This window comes from Lichenibacterium ramalinae (genome assembly GCF_004137085.1).
Classification (GTDB): Bacteria; Pseudomonadota; Alphaproteobacteria; order Rhizobiales; family Beijerinckiaceae; genus Lichenihabitans; species Lichenihabitans ramalinae.
The window spans coordinates 143,882-161,405 of sequence record NZ_QYBC01000001.1; the positions used below are offsets into that span (position 1 = coordinate 143,882).

Genomic DNA, 17,524 nt, shown 5'->3' on the forward strand with positions numbered 1-17,524 from the left:
GGCCTTGGTCCGCTTCGAGAACGTCGGCTTGCGCTACGACATGGGGGCCGAGATCCTCAAGGACCTGTCGTTCTCCATCGCGCCGGAAAGCTTCCAGTTCCTCACCGGCCCTTCGGGCGCCGGCAAGACGACGCTGCTGCGGCTGATGCTGCTCTCGTTGAAGCCGACCCGCGGCCTCATCACGCTGTTCGGCCGCGACGCCGCCACGCTCGACAAGGACGCCGTGACGGGCCTCAGGCGCCGCATCGGCGTGGTGTTCCAGGATTTCCGCCTGCTCGACCACCTCACCACCTACGAGAACGTGGCGCTGCCGCTGCGCGTCCAGGGCCGCGAGGAGGCGGGCTACCGGGCCGAGGTGGTGGAACTCCTGCGCTGGGTGGGGCTCGGCGAGCGGATGGGGGCCCACCCGCCGGTGCTGTCCGGCGGCGAGAAGCAGCGCGCCGCTATCGCCCGGGCCCTCATCATGCGGCCGGAGCTGCTGCTGGCCGACGAGCCCACCGGCAACGTCGACCCGCCGCTGGCGCGCCGCCTGCTGCGGCTCTTCATGGAGTTGCACAGGTCCGGCACCGCCGTGGTGATCGCCACGCACGACCTCGCCCTCATGGACCAGTTCAGCCACATCCGCCGCCTCGTGCTCGGCGACCGCAGGCTCACCGTGTATGAGTGAAGCCGCGCCGGAGCCGGCCGCAGTGCCGCGGCCGCGGCGCGAGGTGCCGCTGGTGCCGGCCGCCTCCATCGCGGGCCGTGCCCTCGTCAGCGTGATCGCCATCATGACCTTCCTGGCCGCGCTGGCGGCCGGCGGGGCGCTGCTGGTGGCGGGCACGTCGCGCGACTGGCAGGCGGCGGTGTCGCGCGAAGCCACCGTCCAGGTGCGCCCGATGCCGGGGCGCGACATCGATGCTGATGTCGCCCGGGCCGCCGAGGTGGCCCGCGCCGCGCCCGGCCTCGCCGCGGTCGAACCCTTCGACAAGGGCCAGGCGGAGAAGCTGCTCGAGCCCTGGCTCGGCACCGGGCTCGACCTCGGCGACCTGCCGATCCCGCGGCTGATCGTTCTGCGGCTCGCGCCGGGCGCGCGGCTCGACGGGCCGGCCCTCGCCGCCGCCCTCGCCGCCGCCCTGCCCGACGCCACGCTCGACGACCACGCGGCATGGCAGGGGCGCCTGTCCGCCATGGCCGACGCGCTGGTCGGCATCGCGGGCGTCGTCGTGCTGCTGGTGCTGACGGCGCTCGGCCTCGCCGTGGCCTTCGCCACGCGCGGCGTCATGGCGGGCAACCGCGAGATCATCGGCGTGCTGCATTTCGTCGGCGCCGAGGACCGGTTCATCGCGCGCGAGTTCCAGCGCCACTTCCTGAGGCTGGGGTTGCAGGGCGCGGGCCTCGGCGGCGGGCTCGCCGCCCTCGCCTTCCTCGTCGCCAACCTCGTCACCGCCCACCTCGCCGGCGGCGCCGGGGCCGACGAGGTCGAGGCCCTATTCGGCACCTTCGCGCTCGGCCCGCGCGGCTACGGCGCCATCGCCGCCATCGCGCTCGGCACCGCGCTGGCCACGGGATGGATGTCGCGCGCCATCGTGTTCCGGCACCTGCGGGGGCTGGGATGAGGGCGCCACCGCCCGAACATCCGCACCGGCATCGCGTTAACCCTTCCGATACCATGGGGCGATGAAGATCCGGGATGGACAGCGGGACGGGACGGCGCGTGAGCAGGATCCTGACGGTGGCGACCCTCGGGTTGAGCCTGTGCCTGGCGGGCGGGCTCGCGCTCGCCTGGAGCTTCGGCTCCTTCCTCGACCGGATCGCCGCCGTGGAAACGCCGGTCACCGGCCACACCGAGGGCGCGGTGGCGCTGACCGGGGGGGCCGACCGCATCGCCGATGCCGTCGAGATCCTGGCCCAGGGCCACGCCGACAAGCTGCTCATCACGGGCGTCAACCCGGCCACGACGCCGGGCGAGATCGTCCGCCGGACGCCGGCGGCGCGCGGGCTCATCGACTGCTGCATCGCGCTCGGCTACGACGCCGCCAACACGGTGGGCAACGCGGCCGAGACCGAGCGCTGGGTCCGGGCCAACCACATCCGCTCGCTGATCGTGGTGACGTCGAACTACCACATGCCGCGTGCCCTGGCGGAGATGAGCTCGGCCCTGCCCGGCATCGAACTCGTGCCCCACCCCGTCGTGTCCGAGCACGGGCGCCTGCACCCCTGGTGGACCGACGCCGCCAGCACGCGGTTGATTCTGTGGGAATGGATCAAGTTCAACGCCGCGACGCTGCGCATCGGCATCGCGTCCCCGCCGGCCGGCGAGCCGCTGGCCGAGGCCGGCCGCGCGGCGCCTCGGCCCGATCGGGCCGGCTGAACCCACCCCCCCAATCGGGCCGGCTGAACCCACCCCCCGATCGGGCCGGCTGAACCCACCCCCCGATCGGGCCGGCTGACCCACCCCCCGACCGAGCCGTCTGACCCACCCCTCGACCGGGCCCGCCGCCCCCGCACCCCGTGGGATGCGGGGGCGGCCGGAATGGCGTAGAGGTCCCGGCCATGAACTATCGCCACGCCTTCCACGCCGGCAACTTCGCCGATGTCGTCAAGCACGCACTGCTGGCCCGCATCCTCGCCTACATGATCGCCAAGCCGGCCCCGCTGCGCTTCGTCGACACCCATGCGGGGCTCGGCGTCTACGACCTGTCGGGCGACGAGGCGAGCCGCACGGGCGAGTGGCGCGGGGGCATCGGCCGCCTCGCCGCCGCCGCCGTGCCGGCCGACCTCGGCGAGATCCTGGCCCCCTACCTCGCCGCCGTCGGCCCCGCGGGGCCCGATGGCAGCTGGCGTACCTACCCGGGCTCCCCGGCCGTCGCCCAATGGTTGCTGCGGCCGGAGGACCGACTGACGCTCTGCGAGCTCCATCCGGAGGACGTCGAGACGCTGCGCGCCAACATGGGCCGGGACCGGCGCGTGCGGGTGCTGGCCGGCGACGGCTACGGCGCGCTCAACGCCGCCCTGCCGCCGCCCGAACGCCGCGGCCTCGTGCTGATCGACCCGCCCTTCGAGAAGCCGGGCGAGTTCGACGCCCTTCAGGCAGCGCTGGTGCGGGCCTATCGCAAATGGCCGACCGGCACCTACATGGCCTGGTATCCGCTGAAGGACCGCGCCGCGGTCGGCCGCTTCGTCAACGGGGTCGCGGTGGCGGGCCTGCGCCGCATCCTGCAGATCCACCTCCTGGTTGGCGACCCCGACGGCGGCCCGCTGGCGGGCTCCGGCCTCGTGGTGATCAACCCGCCCTTCACCCTGAAGGCGGAGGCCGAAGCCCTGCTGCCCTGGCTGGCGGCGACGCTGGGCCGGCCGGGCGAGCCTACCGAATGGACGGCGCGCTGGCTCGCCGGCGAGTGACGCCGTCGGCGTCCGTCACGCCAGTGTCGCACTCCGCTCCGATTGAACCCTCCCGGTCCGGCGCGCGCGCGGCCGGAGAAGCACAGGAGACCGCCCCTTGGATTTCACCCGTCGCTTCACCGTGCTGATGTGCACCCCCACCTTCGACCCGGACGACCTCGAGGGGCGGCGCATCGAGCAGATCGTCGGGGCGGTGGAAAAATCGGGCTTCGAGGTCATCCGGGCACGGCGCGTCGAGGATGCCGCCATCGCGGTGCAGACCGACGCCGCCATCGGCTGCATGGTGGTGGACTGGGGCAAGCGCGGCTTCGAGGGCAAGACCGCGGCCCTCGTCAACCTCATGCGCAAGCGCGGGCTCGAGATGCCCATCGTGGTGATGGTGCGCCGGAAACGCCTGGAAGACATTCCCGTCGAGGTCGTCGACTTCATCGACGGCTACATCTTCCTCGCCGAGGAGACGCCGGACTTCATCGCCCGCGGCCTCGTCAGCCGCGTCAAGCAGTATGCCGACACGCTGAAGACGCCCTTCTTCGGCGCGCTCGTCGACTACGCCGAGCAGGGCAACCAACTCTGGACATGCCCGGGCCACAACGGCGGCGTCTTCTACAACCGTTCGCCCATCGGCCGCATCTTCGTCGAGCACCTCGGGGAAGCCATCTTCCGCGACGACATCGACAATTCCGTGCTCGACCTCGGCGACCTGCTGGTCCACGAGGGGCCGGCGCTGCAGGCGCAGCGCGAGGCCGCCGCCATCTTCGGGGCGGAGCGCACCTATTTCGTGCTGAACGGCACCTCGGCCTCCAACAAGGTCGTGCTGAACGCGCTGGTGGCCGAGGGCGACCTCGTGCTCTTCGACCGCAACAACCACAAGGCCGCGCTGCATGGCGCGCTGTTCCTCGGCGAGGGCATCCCGATCTTCCTGCCGACGGACCGCAACCCCTACGGGCTCATCGGGCCCATCTTCGCCGAAGCCTTCGACGAGGCCGCCATCCGCGAGCGCATCCGCACGAACCCGCTCGTGACCGATCCCGAGGCCTGGCGGCGCGAGCGGCCGTTCCGGGTCGCCGTGATCGAGCAATGCACCTACGACGGCACGATCTACTCGGCCGAGCAGATCGTCGCCAAGATCGGCCACCTCTGCGACTACATCCTGTTCGACGAGGCCTGGGCCGGCTTCATGAAGTTCCACCCGCTCTTCGCGGGGCGCTTCGCCATGGGGCTCAAGGACCTCGGTCCCGGTTCGCCCGGCATCATCGCCACCCAATCGGCCCACAAGCAGCTCGCGTCCTTCTCGCAGGCGTCGCAGATCCACACCAAGGACGGCCATATCCGCGGCCAGGACCGGCGCGTCGAGCACCGGCGCATGAACGAGAGCTTCCTGCTCCACGCCTCCACCTCGCCGTTCTACCCGATCTTCGCCTCGCTCGACGTCGGCGCCCAGATGATGAAGGGCCGGTCCGGCCAGGTACTGTGGGACGACACGGTGCGGCTCGGCATCGAGCTGCGCAAGAAGATCCGGGCGATCCGCCGCGAGTTCGAGAGCAAGGAGGAGGATCCGGGCAAGCGCTGGTTCTTCGAGTGCTTCGTGCCCGACACCGTGCCGATGCCCGCCACCGAGGACGAGCCCGCCGGCGACGTGCCCTGGGACAGCGTGCCGACCGACGACCTCGCCAGCGACCCGCGCTTCTGGACGCTCGACCCCGGCGCCGGCTGGCACGGCTTCCGCCACGTGGCGCCAGGCTTCGCCATGACGGACCCCAACAAGCTCACGATCCTGACACCGGGCTTCGACCGGGCGACGGGCGACTATGCCGATTATGGCATCCCGGCCCCGGTGGTGGCGCAGTACCTGCGCGAGAACCGTATCGTGCCGGAGAAGAACGACCTCAACTCCATGCTGTTCCTGCTGACGCCGGGCGTGGAATCGTCGAAGGCCGGCACGCTCATCTCGGCCATGGTGGCGTTCAAGCGGCTGCACGACGAGGATGCGCCGGTCGAGGAGGTCATGCCGGACTTCGTGCGCCGCCGCCGCGCCCGATACGGCGGCATGCGCATCCAGGAGCTCTGCCGCGCCTTCCACGACTTCCACCGCAGCCACGGCACGAGCCGGCTGCAGCGCGCCATGTTCTCCCCCGAGCACCTGCCCGAGATGGTGGTGCCGCCGCACGAGGCCGTGCGGGCCCTGGTGCGCAACCGCGTCGACTACGTGCCGATCGAGGAGGCCGAAGGCCGCATCGTGACGACGCTGATGCTGGTCTACCCGCCGGGCATCGGCGTGCTGGTGCCGGGCGAACGCATCGGGCCGCGGGCCAAGCCCATGCTCGACTATTTCAAGATGTTCGAGGAAAGCTCCAACCGCTTCCCCGGGCTCGACGCCGAGATCCAGGGCGTCTACCGCGAGGTCGACCCGGGCGGCCGCATCCGCTTCTACACCTACGTGATGCGCGAGGGCGGCGGCCGGGCGCCGGGCGGCGCTTCGGCGGGGGCACGGGGGCGGCGGGACTGATGGACGCGACGACGACCGACCGCACGCTGACGATCCGCCCGTCGACCGATGCGGACGTGCCCGCCATGGTGGCGATCTACAGCTACCATATCGGCCGCGGCATCGGGGACCTCGGGAGCTACGAGGCCGATGCCGTGGATGCCGAGGACCTGAAGCGCCGGCGGCGCAACATGCGCCACAAGCGCCTGCCCCACCTCGTGGCGGAGCTGGCGGGCGAGGTCGCCGCCTACGCCTATGCGGTGCCGTTCCGCAAGCGCCCCGCCTACCGCTACACGGTGAAGCACTCGATCTACGTCCACCCCAGCCGGGTGGGGCTCGGCATCGGCCGGCGGCTGCTGCCGGCGCTGGTCGACGCCTGTGCGGCCGGCGGCTTTCGGCAGATGATCGGCTATATCGACGGCGCCAACGAAGCCTCGCTCCACCTGCACGAGGCCTGCGGCTTCCGCCGCGTCGGCCTGCTGCCGGCCGTGGCCTACAAGTTCGGCCATTGGGCCGACAGCATCATGGTGCAGCGCGCACTGGGCGATGGCGACGCCAACCTGCCCGAACCCCTTCCCGAACCCCTGCGGGGCGCGGCGCGCGGCGCGGCCTGACACGGGCACGGCCGGGTCCGACTCCGGGCCCGAGCCGGCCGGATGAACTTTTAAGCATCGCCCCAAGTTACTCAACCATCGACAAGGGGAGTTCGACATGCGGCATTTGATGATAGCGGCGCTTTGCGCCGGGGCGCTGGTGGCGGATTCGCAGGCGGCCGAGGCGCGTGGCTGCATCACGGGCGCGATCATCGGCGGGATCGCCGGCCACGCCGTGCATCACGGCATCGCCGGGGCCGCGGCCGGCTGCGCGGCGGGCTCGGGCGCCTCGCACTATTATCGCGCGCACAAGAGCCGCAGCGCGCTGCAGCGCGACCAGCGCGCCGTGACCCCGTCCGTCGCCCAGTGACGCCAGCGTCGGGCCGGGACATCCCGGTCCGGCCCGCTCGCCAGGCGAGCATCGGACACCGAGATCGCTCGCCTTGAAAACAAAGAAGCCGCGGGACCCTCACGGGCGCCGCGGCTCATATCAGGCTCTCGTGCTAAGTCGATCGAGAGCACGAAGCATTGTCAGCCGTTGTGCGGCCCAGAACTCGTTACGCGGACTTCACCGAAGAGAAGACCAGAGCCCCACACAGCATGAAACAATGAGACACTAGATCACCTCCTTCCGTTTGGTTGACGATGAGGTGAGTTTACACGCCTTTTGCCGGATGGCAAGCGAGCCCGACCGAGACAAATCGCCGGCCTTGCAGCTTCGTCCACAGCACATAAGGCGGCACCCGTCACAGGAAGGTGAGCTGCGCGTCGCGCGCCACCGGGGCCGCCATGCGCGTCCCACCCTTGCCACGCTCGGCCGCGGGAACGGGCTTGCCGTCCGCCCGCGGGCGGGGCTTGCGCAGCGGCGCCGTCGCCTTGGGGCCGGCCGCGATCCTCGCCTTGGCCTTGTCGCGGGCCTTGGCCTCCGGGGCATTCGGGTCGCCGTCGAGCCACTTGCCGCGCTTGATGACCTCGTTGACCCGTCCCTGGTTCACCCCGACCTTGAAGGCGATCTCCTGCTGGGTCATGCCGGTGGAGCCGTGCAGCTCGAGGATGCGGCGCGCGAGATCCGGCGTCATCTTCTGGCCGGTCAGGCGGCGGGCCGGCGCCACGGCGGAGCGCTTGGCGCGGTCCCGCTCCTTCAGGCCCTGGAGGATGGCCAGCGCCATCGACATGCCCTGGTCGCGCAACGCGTCCTCGAATTCCCTCAGCGTCGTCATGGCTTGGCCTCGCCCTGCATCGTTCTCTTGGGGACAAGGTAGTTCCGTTCCCGTTTCGTTCAACACTTCTCCACAGGTTATCCACAGGTTCGCGAGATTCCGGGCTTGCGGGGCGAGGCGGCCCGGGCATCCGCCCTCCCCGGTGAGGCATTTCGTGCCGCTCGGATCCTTCCCGGGGCCGCTGCCGTTCGCCTGAGGCCATGCACGACATCTCCGCCCCGGGCTTCCTCAGCGTCGACACGATCTACCTCGAGCCGGCCGTGGAAGGCTTCGCGCGCGGCCGCGAGATCCTGGCGCGCTTCCCCGCGGCGCGGCGCATCCCGGTCGCGTCGCATTGGCGGATCCCTGAACTGCACGGCAACGAGGGCCTCGCCGAGGACTGGCTGCACAGCAAACGCACCACCCTGGTGCTGGGCGTGAAGAAGGGGCTCGCCATGCGGCCCAACGGCCGCAGCGCCGATTTCATCGCGCCTTCGACGTCGAACGGCTGCGCCATGGCCTGCGCCTACTGCTACGTGCCCCGCCGGAAGGGCTACGCCAACCCGATCTCGCTCTTCGTCAACGTCGAGGAGGTCGCCGCCGCCATCGCGCGCCACGCGCGCAAGCTCGGGCCCAAGCCCGAGCCCGACCAGGTGGACCCCGTCGACTGGGTCTACGACATCGGCGAGAACGGCGACCTGTCGGTCGACGCCATGCTGTCGGACAACGTGCGCGACCTCGTGGCCCTGTTCCGGGCGACGCCCCACGCCAAGGGCTCCTTCGCCACCAAGGCGGTGAACCGCGACCTCCTGGCCTACGACCCCGGCGGCAAGACGCGGGTCCGCTTCTCGCTGATGCCGGAGCGGGTCGCCCGGGTGGTGGATGTCCGCACCAGCCCCATGGCGGCGCGGATCGCCGCCATCGACGACTTCGTGCGGGCCGGCTACGAGGTCCACGTCAATTTCTCGCCCGTGATCCTGTATCCGGGCTGGGAAGCCGACTACCGGGCGCTGTTCGAGGCCGTGGATGCCGCGCTGTCGCCGGAGGCCAAGCGCCAGCTCAAGGCCGAGATCATCATGCTGACCCACAATGCGGCGCTGCACGAGGTCAACCTGCGCTGGCACCCCAAGGCCGAGGACTGGCTTTGGACGCCCGATATCCAGGAAACCAAGCTGAGCGAGGGCGGCCAGGAGAACCTGCGCTACCGCACGGGCTGGAAGGGCCGCTGGCTCGCCCGCTTCAAGGCGCTGCTGGCCGAAACCCTGCCCTATTGCACGGTGCGCTACGCTTTCTGACGCGGGACGGAGCGGGAACCTAAACGGGCGGAACCGCGTCGATTTCGAGCCGATGGGCCGGCACCAACGGCCTGCGGCGCCGAGGGACGGACACGCCATGAACCACAGCAACGACGCCGCCATCCGGGCGCGGGCCTACCAGCTCTGGCAGGAAAGCGGCTATGCCGACGGCTCGCAGGACGCCCATTGGCGCCAGGCCGAACGCGAGGTCGCGGCGCGGGCCCAGGCGGGCGAGGACAGGCACGGGACGGACCCGAACGGGACAGGACCGAGCGGGGCGGACCGGGACGGCGAAGCCGCCGCCTCCCGGGTTCGGCCGCGCGGCACGCCCGGGCGCCACAGCGACGGCATGAGCACCTTTCCGTCGGTGCTGGATCCGGCACCGGCCAAATAGGCGGGATGGGCGGCGCCGGGGCGCCGGACCCGCCGGGAGGCCGTCGCGCCGACGCGCGGCCGCCTCCCCGGCCGTCTCACCCGGCCAGCATCGCCGCCGCCCGCTTGGCCGCCCGCCGACGCTCGTGCAGCACGAACTCGGTGTAGCCGTTCGGCTGCGCCCGACCCTCGAAGACGAGGTCCGACGCCGCCCGGAAGGCTTCGCCGTCGAAGCCCGGCGCCATGTCGCGATAGTCCGGGTCGGCGGCGTTCTGCCGGTCCACCACGGCCGCCATGCGGCGCAGCGTTTCGCGCACCTGGGCCTCCGTCACGATGCCGTGCGCCAGCCAGTTGGCGACGTGCTGGGACGAGATGCGCAGCGTCGCCCGGTCCTCCATGAGGCCGACGTCGTGGATGTCGGGCACCTTCGAGCAGCCGACGCCCATGTCCACCCAGCGCACCACATAGCCGAGGATGCCCTGGAGGTTGTTGTCGAGCTCCTGCTGCACGGCGTCCGGCGCCCAGTTGGAGGTCGACACCGGCACGGTCAGCAGGTCCTCGAGGCGCGCCGGGGCGCGGCTGCGCAGCTCGCCCTGGCGGGCCGCCACGTCGGTCTCGTGGTAGTGCATGGCGTGCAGCGTCGCGGCGGTCGGCGAGGGCACCCAGGCCGTCGTGGCGCCGGCCTTGGGGTGGCCGCCCTTCTGGGCCAGCATGTCGGCCATCCGGTCGGGCGCCGCCCACATGCCCTTGCCGATCTGGGCGCGCCCCGGCAGGCCGAGCTTCAGCCCCACGTCGACGTTGTTGTTCTCGTAGGCCTTGATCCAGGCCGTGCCCTTCATGTCGTCCTTGCGGACGACCGGGCCGGCTTCCATGTCGGTGTGGATCTCGTCGCCGGTGCGGTCGAGGAAGCCCGTGTTGATGAAGACCACGCGGTCCTTGGCGGCCAGGATGGCCTGGGCGAGGTTGGCCGAGGTGCGGCGCTCCTCGTCCATGATGCCCATCTTGACGCTGTTGGCGGGAAGGCCGGCGAGCTGCTCGACGCGGCCGAACAGCGCGTCCGTCAGCGCCACCTCGTCGGGGCCATGCATCTTGGGCTTGACGATGTAGATCGAGCCGGCGCGGCTGTTGCGCCTGGCCGCGAGGTCCGCCTTGGCGATCAGCACCGACACGGCGGCGTCGAGGAAGCCCTCGGGCGTCTCGGCCCCGTCCAGCGTCACGATGTCGGTGAACATGTGGTGGCCGACGTTGCGGATCAGCATGAGCGAGCGGCCCGGCACCGTCACGGTGCCGCCACCCGGCGCCGTGTAGCGGCGATCCTCGTTCATGCGGCGCTCGACGGTCTTGCCCCCCTTGGGGAAGGACGCCACCAGCGTGCCGTTCACCAGGCCGTGCCAGTTGCGGTAAAGCTCCGCCTTGTCGTCGGCGTCCACCACGGCCACGGAATCCTCCATATCCATGATGGTGGAGACGGCGGATTCGAGCACGACGTCGGACAGGCCGGCCGGATCGGTGCGACCGACCGTGGTGGAGCGGTCGAAGACCAGCTCGACGCCGAGACCGTTGTGGCGCAGCAGCACGGTCTTCGGGGCCGAAGCCTCGCCCGTGTAGCCGACCAGCGTCGCGGCATCGGCGAGGCCGGTCGTGCGGCCGTCCTTCAGCGTGGCGGCGACGCCGCCCGACACGATGGCGAGGCCGGCGAGGTCGGTATAGGAGGCGCCCGCCAGCGGCACGGCGCCGTCGAGGAAGGTCTTGGCCTTGGCGATGACCTGGGCGCCCCGGGCCTCGTTGTAGCCCCGGCCGGTGACGGCGGCATCGCCCTCGTGCGCCACCGCGTCGGTGCCGTAGAGTGCGTCGTAGAGCGAGCCCCAGCGGGCGTTGGCGGCGTTGAGCGCGTAGCGGGCGTTCGACATGGGGACGACGAGCTGCGGGCCGGCCTGGCGGGCGATCTCGTCGTCGACATTGCCGGTCGTCACCGCGCCGGCGGGGGCGTCGGGCAGCAGGTAGCCGATCTCGCGCAGGAAGCCCATGTAGTGGGCCTGGTCGAGCGGCTGCCCGCGGCGCTCCTTGTGGTAGCCGTCGATCTTGGCCTGGAGCTCGTCGCGCCGCGCCAGCAGCGCCGTCAGGCGCGGGCCGAGGTCCTTCAGGATGGCGGCATAGCCGGCCCAGAAGTCCTGCGCGGCGACGCCGGCGCCGGGGAAGACCTCGCCCACGAGGAAGTCCTGCAGCGGCTTGGCGACGCTCAAGCCCGCGATGTCGATCCTGTCCATGTCGGCCTCCCCTTGGCAACGTGTCTGCGACCCATGTGACGCGACGGGGGCGCGATGGCCAGGGGAGCGGCGCGCAAAAGTGATTTGCCGGCCCGGCGCCTCACCGTCCCGGCAGGCCCACCTCGCCGAAGCCGGCCGCCTCCATACGCAGGTGGACCTTGTTCTGCAGGCTCGAATCCTGCCCCTTGGCGAGGAGGGCGACGTTGTCGGCCACGGCCTCGCACAGCGTCTCGACCCAGGCGCGCTCGCCCTTGCCGAAGTCGTTGAGCACGAAGCCGTGCACCAGGGCCTTGTCGCCGGGGTGGCCGATGCCGAGGCGCAGGCGGCGGTAATCGTTGCCGAGATGGGCCGTGATGGAGCGCAGGCCGTTGTGGCCGGCATTGCCGCCGCCCGTCTTCACGCGGAGCTTGCCGGGCGCGAGGTCGAGTTCGTCGTGCAGCACGGCGATGTCGGGCAGGCCGAGCTTGAAGAAGCGCGCCGCCGCCCCGACGGCTTGGCCGCTGTCGTTCATGAAGGTCGTGGGCTTCAGCAGCACGATCTTCTCGCCCTCGACCGTGCATTCGGCCACCAGCCCCTGGAAGCGGGCCCGGAAGGGCGTGGCGCGATGCGCCCGGGCGACGGCGTCGATCGCCATGAAGCCGATGTTGTGCCGGTTGCCGGCATAGGGGCCGCCGGGATTGCCGAGGCCGACGAGGAGCAGCATCGCGATGTGTCCGGTGGTTTGCTCAAGAAAACGCCCGCCGAAGCGGGCGTTTTCCGATCGGTCAGGCGGACCGCCTCACTTCTTCGGCGGGGCCTTCTTGCCGCCCTTGGCACCGGCCGCGGCCTTGGCCTCGGCGGCCGCCGCGGCGGCGGCGTCGTCGGCATTGGCCTCGGCGAGGCCCGACGGCGCCACGATCGTGGCCAGGGTGAAGTCGCGGTCGCGCAGGACGGGCGCGCAGCCCTCCGGCAGCACGACGGCCGAGATGTGCAGCGAGCCGCCGATGTCGAGCGTCGACAGGTCGGCCGTGACGCTGTCCGGGATGTTGTCGGCCGGCACCAGCATCTCCACCGTGTGGCGGACGACGTTGACGGTGCCGCCGCGCTTCACGCCCGGCGCCTGATCGACGTTGACGAGGTTCAGCGGGATCTCGAGGCGAAGCTTCGAGCCGGGCTTGAGCCGCAGGAAGTCGACGTGGACCGGGAGGTCCTTCACCTTGTCGAGCTGGTAGTCGCGCGGGATGACGCGCTCCTTGCGGCCCTCGACGTCGATCTCGAAGATCGTGGTGAGGAAGTGGCCGGCATAGATGTGGCGGTGGGCGTCGCGGAAGTTCAGCGAGATCGCCTCGGGCGCGTCGCCGCCCCCGTAGATCACGGCCGGCACGCGGCCCTCGCGGCGGATGCTGCGGGAGGCCCCCTTGCCGAGCCCGCTGCGTGCCACGGCCGCGATGGTCTTGGTCGCTGCCATCAGTTCAATCCTCGAAAATGCGAAACGGCCGCCCGATGCGGCCGTGCGAAGGCGCGTCCGTGCCTCCAAGGGTGTCGGCGGACGCGAGCGCGGGTCTTACGCGGCACGGCGCCGGATGGCAAGGCACGGCCTTGCGCGGATCCGTCGTCGTCGCCACACCAGCGGGATCCATCCCTCCAGGAACATCACCGCCATGGACCGCACCCGCAGGCCGCGCGACCCCTTCGCCGCCGCCGAAGCCGTCTTCAGCAAGACGGCGCCCAAGGCTGCCGCACCCGCGGCGCCCGCCAAGCCGGCCGCCATCCCGGGCGCCCGCCAGAGCGTGACGCTGCGCATCGACGAGGACGTGCTGGACCGTTTCCAGGAGGACGGCCCCGGCTGGCAGGACCGCATCAACGCGGCGCTCAGGGCCGCGGCCGGCCTCGACTCCTAGCCTCTCAATCGATCAGGCCGCGGATCCGGTCGGCGAGGTCGTCGATGGCGAAGGGCTTGGTGAGCACCTCCATGCCGGGGTCGAGGTGGCCGTTGCCCACCACGGCATTCTCGGCATAGCCGGTGATGAACAGCACCTTGAGGCCCGGCCGCAGCACCCGGGCGGCATCCGCCACCTGCCGGCCGTTCATGCCGCCCGGAAGGCCCACGTCGGTGATGAGCAGGTCGACGCGGGCCCGCCCTTCCAGCACCTTGAGGCCGGCGGGGCCGTCCTCGGCCTCGATGGCGGCGTAGCCGAGGTCGGCCAGCACGTCCGCCACCAGCATGCGGACGGTCGGCTCGTCGTCCACCACCAGCACGGTTTCGCCGTCGACGGCCCGCGGCGCTTCGCCGGACCGGTCCCCGCCCGACCCGGGTTCGCCCCGCTCGCCGTAGTGGCGCGGGAGGTAGACGCACACCATCGTGCCCTGGCCGACCTCGGAATAGATCCTGACCTGGCCGCCGGACTGGCGGGCGAAGCCGTAGATCATCGACAGGCCGAGGCCGGTGCCCTGCCCCAGCGGCTTGGTGGTGAAGAACGGGTCGAAGGCGCGCGCCACCACGTGGGGCGGCATGCCGGTGCCGGTGTCGCTCACGCAGAGCGACAGGTATTGGCCGGGCGGCAGGTCGCGCTCGCGGGCGGCGCGCTCGTCCATCCAGCGGTTGCCGGTCTCGACCGTGAGGCGCCCGTCGTCCGGCATGGCATCGCGGGCGTTGATGGCGAGGTTCAGCAGCGCGTTCTCGAGCTGGTTGGGGTCGACCAGCGCCGTCCACAGCCCCACGCTGCCGACCACTTCGAGCGTGATGGCGGGCCCGACGGTGCGGCGGATCAGGTCCGCCATGTCGTGGATGAGGCGGTTCACGTCGGTGGGCCGCGGGTCCAGCGTCTGCCGGCGCGAGAAGGCCAGCAGCCGGTGGGTCAGGGCGGCGGCGCGTTTCGAGGCGCCCTGGGCCGCCACGACATAGCGCTCGATGTCGTCGATGCGGCCCTGGCGCACGCGGGCGCCGAGCAGTTCGAGGCTGCCCGAGATGCCGGTGAGCAGGTTGTTGAAGTCGTGCGCCAGGCCGCCGGTGAGCTGGCCCACGGCCTCCATCTTCTGCGACTGGCGCAGGGCCTCCTCGGCCTGGTGCTGCTCGGTGACGTCGCGGCCGACGATGAAGAAGTCCTCGCCGGCCGGCACGGCGTTCCACATCAGCATGCGGTACTCGCCCTCGCGCGTGCGGATGCGGTCGAGGAAGCCCGTCACGCTTTCGCCGGCCCGCAGCCGCGCCATCACCCGCAGGGTCTCGGCATGGTCGGCCGGGTCGATGATGTCGAGGAAGGGACGGCTCAGCAGGGTCGCCCGGTCCCAGCCGAGGCTGCGCCCCCAGGCCGGGTTGACCTCCTTCAGCGTGCCGTCGAGCCCCGCCGTGCCCATGAGGTCGTTGGTGGTGGCCCAAAGCCGGTTGCGCTCGCGCGTGCGGGCGTCGACCTCGGCTTCGAGCGACAGCGTCAGGGCGCGCAGCGACGCTTCGGCCCGCCGCCGCTCGATGGCGACGCGGGTGCGCTCGGCGAGGTCGCGCATGAAGCCGATCTCGTCCGGCGTCCAGTGCCGCACCTCGGCGTTGTTGACGAAGAGCAGCGCGACGAGGCCGGACGATTCGGTGACGGGCAGGTTGAGGAAGGACCGCGCGTCGATGGCGACCAGTTCCTCCGCCCGATCCGCCGTGCGCGCGTCGGTCCGGGCATCGACCACGGCGGCGAGCCGCCCTTCCTTCAGGTCGTCGATGTAGGAGCCGTAGTGGCGGAAATGCAGCAGGCCGGCGATGCTCCGCACGCCGGGGGCGTTCCAGTCCCGCGAGATCGTGACGGTTTCGGCCGCGAGGTCGACCGTGCCGTAGCCGGCGCGGCTCACCGACAGGGTCCGGCCCAGGATCCCGGCGGCCGCGGAGGCCAGGTCGTCGGCATCGTCGAGGTCGCGGATCCGGTCGCTGAGTTCGACCATGGCGAGACGGCGGATGTCCTCGACCTTGCGGGCCGTGACGTCGAGGCAGACGCCGGCCATGCGCAGGGCCCGGCCGTCGATGTCGCGCATCACCTGGGCCCGCATGTGGAGCCAACGGGTGGCGCCGGCGGGCGTGACGATGCGGAACTCGACGTCGTAGTCGGCCCCTTCCGCGATGCTGTGGCGCCGCGCCGCGGCCCGCACCGCCCGGTCCTCGGGGTGGATGGCGGCCTCGAGATCGGCCGTGGTCAGGGGATCGGATCGGTCCCGCCCGAAGTTCTCGCGGGTGATACTCGACGAGGTCAGGTCCCCGCTCTCGAGGTCCTGCTCCCAGATGCCGAGCCGACCGGCCTCGGCGGCGAAGTTCAGCCGCGCCGTGCTTTCCTGCTGGATGTGCAGCCGGTCCGACACTTCCGCCATCAGGGCGGCGTTGTGGGTTTCGAGCCCTTCCAGCCGCTCGCGCTCCAGCGTCACGTCGACCTGGCTGGCGAAAAAATACGCGAGTTCCCCGACGCCGTTGCGCACCGGCGCCATCAGCAGGCGGTTCCAGAAGGTTTCGCCCGACTTGCGATAGTTGAGGATGTCGATCCGCACCGGCTCGCGGCGGTCGACGGCGGCGCGGATCCGCGCCACCGTCTCGGGGTCGGTCTCGGGCCCCTGGAGGAAGCGGCAGTTGCGGCCGACGATCTCGTCGCGCGTGTGGCCGGTCAGGCGGCAGAAGGCGTCGTTGACGAAGACGATCGGGTTGTCGGGCAGGCGCGGGTTGGAGATCACCATGGGCATGCGGGTGGCACGGACCGCCGCCGCGAAGGGGTCGGTGCCGCCGTCGTTTCCGGTGATCTCGTCCACGATCCTGGCGTCGTCGCGGGCCAGGATGGCGGCGGCGCTGTTGCGACGGAGGCTGTCGTTCAGCGCCTCCAGCTCCGCGATGCGCCGGCGGAGGCCGTCCGTCTCCGATTCAGCCATGTCCGCGCAGGAACGGGGCAGCCGGCGGGACCGGCGAATCGGGGTGGCCCTCGGCGGGGCGGATGGCGGTTATCATAGGAGAGTCGTAACCGGACCGCCGCAGGGTGTCACGCCGCACGGCGGTTCCGGGGCTCATCGTCGCAGGCGCGCGGGAGTTCGACGGCCCGCGCGGGATGCCGCAGGAGGTCCGACGCTTGGCACGCCCGACCCGAACCGCCCGCCCGCCAGGAGCCGTCCTCCGGGCGGCCGCCATCCTCCCGGCGCTGCTCGCCCCCGCGGCGGCCGACGAGGCCGGGGCGCCGCCGGCACGCCTGACCGTCGCGGTGCCGCCCGGCTCCGGCCCCACGGCGGGCTTCGACCGCGACCTCTTCGCCGTCCTGGCCGTCGACATCGGGTCGGGGATCACGGTCGTGGAAGCGCCGCCCGCGGCCGCGCTGGCGGGGCTCGACGGCGGGCGCTTCGATGTCGCGGCCGGCCCGTTCGCGCCCGGCGAGGCCGCGGGGCGACGCGCCCTGCCGCCCGTGGCGACCGGCGGCGAGGCCCTGCTCAAGCGGCGGGGCGACGGCGCCCTCCTGGAGGCGGCGGACATCGCCGGCAAGCGGATCGGCGTCCCGGATGCCGCCGTCGGGGCGTCGGTCCGGAGGCTCGCGGCCGCGCTGAAGGCCCGCGTCACCCTGCACGGGAGCTTCCGGCCCGGCGACGGCGAGGGGGACCTCGCGGCCGGTCACGTCGCAGCGCTGGCGGGTTCGGTCGAGGCCATGGCGGCGGCCGCCCTGGCACGGCCGGGCGCCGTCGAGGTGGTGGGGCCGCCCTTCGGCGCCGCGCCGCGCCTCGCCCCCGTCATGCGCCCGGGGCCGGAGGCCGACCGCCTGGCCGGGGTCGTCGCCGGCGCCCTGCGGCGCATGCGGGCGGACGGGCGCCTGGCGGCGCTGCAGCGGCGGTGGTTCGGCCTCGCCTTCGACCCGCCCGCCGACGTTCCGGTCCCGTCGCCCATCACCTCGCCCGCCCCGGCGCCCCTGCTCGGCGGCACGCCGCGGCCGGGGAGGCACTGACGCTTCGG

16 protein-coding genes are annotated in these 17,524 nt (G+C 71.9%); 11 read left to right on the forward strand and 5 right to left on the reverse strand.

Annotation, left to right across the window (positions count from 1 at the left end; all coding sequences use genetic code 11):
• Positions 1-4: 4 nt before the first annotated feature.
• The 7 genes from ftsE to D3272_RS00710 all read left to right on the forward strand — a co-directional run bounded on the left by ftsE (position 5) and on the right by D3272_RS00710 (position 6,832).
• Positions 5-667, forward strand: a complete 663-nt coding sequence (ftsE, locus tag D3272_RS00680; RefSeq protein WP_129217152.1) for a cell division ATP-binding protein FtsE — start codon at positions 5-7, stop codon at positions 665-667.
• Positions 660-1,598 (forward strand): cell division protein FtsX, encoded by a 939-nt coding sequence (locus D3272_RS00685; RefSeq protein WP_129217153.1) that lies wholly within the window; start codon positions 660-662, stop codon positions 1,596-1,598. Before ftsE ends, D3272_RS00685 begins: the two co-directional genes overlap by 8 nt.
• 98 nt (positions 1,599-1,696) lie before the next feature.
• On the forward strand, positions 1,697-2,353 hold the full coding sequence (locus D3272_RS00690) for a YdcF family protein (protein ID WP_165361155.1): 657 nt from the start codon (positions 1,697-1,699) through the stop codon (positions 2,351-2,353).
• Between the two features lie 182 nt (positions 2,354-2,535).
• Positions 2,536-3,384, forward strand: coding sequence for a 23S rRNA (adenine(2030)-N(6))-methyltransferase RlmJ (locus D3272_RS00695; protein WP_129217155.1), 849 nt, complete (start codon positions 2,536-2,538; stop codon positions 3,382-3,384).
• Positions 3,385-3,481: 97 nt separating this feature from the next.
• Positions 3,482-5,890 (forward strand): Orn/Lys/Arg family decarboxylase, encoded by a 2,409-nt coding sequence (locus D3272_RS00700; protein WP_129217156.1) that lies wholly within the window; start codon positions 3,482-3,484, stop codon positions 5,888-5,890.
• On the forward strand, positions 5,890-6,483 hold the full coding sequence (locus D3272_RS00705) for a GNAT family N-acetyltransferase (protein WP_129217157.1): 594 nt from the start codon (positions 5,890-5,892) through the stop codon (positions 6,481-6,483). Before D3272_RS00700 ends, D3272_RS00705 begins: the two co-directional genes overlap by 1 nt.
• A 97-nt stretch (positions 6,484-6,580) precedes the next feature.
• A complete protein-coding gene (locus D3272_RS00710; RefSeq protein ID WP_129217158.1) occupies positions 6,581-6,832 on the forward strand; it encodes a hypothetical protein in 252 nt (83 codons plus the stop codon).
• Positions 6,833-7,208: 376 nt separating this feature from the next.
• Here D3272_RS00710 and D3272_RS00715 read toward each other — a convergent pair whose 3' ends face one another.
• Entirely contained in the window at positions 7,209-7,682 is a 474-nt protein-coding gene (locus D3272_RS00715) for an RNA polymerase subunit sigma-70 (RefSeq protein ID WP_129217159.1), read from the reverse strand.
• Between the two features lie 200 nt (positions 7,683-7,882).
• Here D3272_RS00715 and D3272_RS00720 point away from each other — a divergent pair, with 200 nt between their 5' ends.
• Together D3272_RS00720 and D3272_RS00725 are read left to right on the forward strand one after the other, a co-directional pair.
• Complete coding sequence (locus D3272_RS00720; protein ID WP_129217160.1) at positions 7,883-8,956, forward strand: spore photoproduct lyase family protein; 1,074 nt, start codon at positions 7,883-7,885, stop codon at positions 8,954-8,956.
• Positions 8,957-9,053: 97 nt separating this feature from the next.
• Entirely contained in the window at positions 9,054-9,350 is a 297-nt protein-coding gene (locus D3272_RS00725) for a DUF2934 domain-containing protein (protein ID WP_165361156.1), read from the forward strand.
• 76 nt (positions 9,351-9,426) lie between these two features.
• Here the strand turns inward: D3272_RS00725 and D3272_RS00730 are convergent, their stop codons facing one another.
• From D3272_RS00730 to D3272_RS00740, 3 genes are all read right to left on the reverse strand, one after another.
• On the reverse strand, positions 9,427-11,595 hold the full coding sequence (locus D3272_RS00730; RefSeq protein ID WP_129217162.1) for a malate synthase G: 2,169 nt from the start codon (positions 11,593-11,595) through the stop codon (positions 9,427-9,429).
• Between the two features lie 100 nt (positions 11,596-11,695).
• Complete coding sequence (gene pth, locus D3272_RS00735) at positions 11,696-12,298, reverse strand: aminoacyl-tRNA hydrolase (RefSeq protein WP_129217163.1); 603 nt, start codon at positions 12,296-12,298, stop codon at positions 11,696-11,698.
• Positions 12,299-12,373: 75 nt separating this feature from the next.
• The gene (locus D3272_RS00740; RefSeq protein ID WP_129217164.1) at positions 12,374-13,042 is read right to left on the reverse strand and encodes a 50S ribosomal protein L25/general stress protein Ctc; all 669 of its coding nucleotides are present in this window, start codon (positions 13,040-13,042) and stop codon (positions 12,374-12,376) included.
• Positions 13,043-13,235: 193 nt separating this feature from the next.
• Here D3272_RS00740 and D3272_RS00745 point away from each other — a divergent pair, with 193 nt between their 5' ends.
• Positions 13,236-13,475, forward strand: coding sequence for a BrnA antitoxin family protein (locus D3272_RS00745; RefSeq protein ID WP_129217165.1), 240 nt, complete (start codon positions 13,236-13,238; stop codon positions 13,473-13,475).
• A gap of 4 nt (positions 13,476-13,479) precedes the next feature.
• Here the strand turns inward: D3272_RS00745 and D3272_RS00750 are convergent, their stop codons facing one another.
• On the reverse strand, positions 13,480-16,464 hold the full coding sequence (locus tag D3272_RS00750) for a PAS domain S-box protein (RefSeq protein ID WP_129217166.1): 2,985 nt from the start codon (positions 16,462-16,464) through the stop codon (positions 13,480-13,482).
• A 194-nt stretch (positions 16,465-16,658) separates the two neighbouring features.
• On the opposite strand from D3272_RS00750, the gene D3272_RS00755 reads away from it, so the two are divergent.
• Positions 16,659-17,516: a substrate-binding periplasmic protein gene (locus D3272_RS00755; RefSeq protein WP_165361157.1), complete on the forward strand. Its 858-nt coding sequence runs from the start codon at positions 16,659-16,661 to the stop codon at positions 17,514-17,516.
• Positions 17,517-17,524: the final 8 nt, after the last annotated feature.